The 1,377-nt window shown below is 47.2% G+C and carries 1 protein-coding gene and 1 pseudogene; both read left to right on the top strand.

The features are described from left to right. The first annotated feature begins 137 nt into the window (after positions 1 to 137). Entirely contained in the window at positions 138 to 1,112 is a 975-nt protein-coding gene (locus tag PX636_RS14770) for a DUF4351 domain-containing protein (protein WP_002785426.1), read from the top strand. Positions 1,113 to 1,132: 20 nt separating this feature from the next. Continuing rightward, a pseudogene (locus tag PX636_RS22910) lies at positions 1,133 to 1,234 on the top strand (bluetail domain-containing putative surface protein); the annotation flags it as partial. Positions 1,235 to 1,377 lie beyond the last annotated feature (143 nt).

Raw genomic sequence — 1,377 nt, 5'->3', positions numbered from 1 at the left:
GGCCAAGCTTTTCTGGTCGGAACCCCCTAAGCCGAGTTTTCAAGGTGCTGCGCCGTCCACTTGGTTTTCGAGACTGGCCTTTTAATTCTAACGTAAAGCCAACCTAGAACGGCGGGGTTTCAGACCCAAAATTTCCGATGACCAATGCACCTGACGACTACGATAGTCCTTGGAAAACGGCTCTGGTGCGGTATTTCCAGGAATTTCTGGCGTTTTACTTTCCGGCGGCTTATGAGTCCATTGATTGGACATTCCCCCATAGGTTTCTGGAGCAAGAACTGGCCCAAATTGTGGCAGATGCGGAATTAGGGCGGCGACGGGTGGACTGTTTGGTAGAAGTGACCCTGACCACGGCCAAGCAGGAATGGGTTTATATTCATGTGGAGGTTCAGGGGCGACCGAATAGAACCTTTGCTGAACGGTTGTTTATTTACAACTATCGGCTTTATGACCGTTACCGTCGCCCGGTTGCAACCTTAGCCGTGTTAGCAGATACAAATCCAAGCTGGCGACCCCAGGGATTCAGCTACGACTTGCTTGGTAGTCGGACAAGCATTGAATTTGCGACAGTAAAAATTCTTGACTACGCCAACTGTCTCAATGCTTTGCTAGACAATCCCAACCCTTTTGCCCTGGTGACTGCGGCCCATTTATTAACCCAACAAACCCGCAATAATCCGTCAGGGCGCTATGACGCCAAGTGGCAGTTGGCTCGATTACTATATGAGAGGGATTGGGATAAGCAACGGATTCTTGATTTGTTTGGCATTATCGACTGGTTAATGAAGTTGCCCCAAGACTTGGAGAAACAACTGTGGACGTCCATTCAAAATTTGGAGAAAAATAAAGCCATGCCCTATGTCTTATCGGTAGAACGTATTGCCCGTCAAGAAGGTCGTCAAGAAGGTCGCCAGGAGGGTCGTCAGGAGGGGCTTCTCGAAGGAGAATCTCTGCTGATTGTGCGACAGTTGTCAAAACGATTTGGTACCCTGAGTCCGGATGTGGTGGCCCAGATTCGTGGGCTGACGGCGTCGCAATTAGAACAGTTGGGGGAGGCTCTCTTGGATTTTCAATCCTTGGCGGATTTGGATAACTGTTTGGATTCCCTTTAAATTCAGGTTTGTTAAGCGACCAGTTTAGTCAGTCCACTGCCGCAGCCCTAGACCGAGTTACGGATTTTGCTATTGGTACTGATAAAATTGACCTGCTTAGTCAAGCTGGTGCGGCAATATCGTACTTTTAGCCCTGAAATATATGATAGCGATGATAGTTTAAAAAATCTAAATCTGGTAAATGCATTCCCTATCTATGTAAAATGCTAGTTAATGCTATCAAATACTGGTAAATGTTGGCAAATACTGGCCAATGCTATCAAAT

Origin of the sequence: Microcystis sp. M53598_WE2 (assembly GCF_030067735.1) — a bacterium.
Lineage (GTDB): Bacteria > Cyanobacteriota > Cyanobacteriia > Cyanobacteriales > Microcystaceae > Microcystis > Microcystis aeruginosa.
Note: the sequence above shows the minus strand (reverse complement) of the source record. Positions and strands in the feature narration are given on the sequence as shown.

Coding starts and splice junctions, on each gene's coding strand:
- PX636_RS14770 (WP_002785426.1), top strand. CDS start 138: ATGACCAATGCACCTGACGACTACGATAGTCCTTGGAAAACGGCTCTG.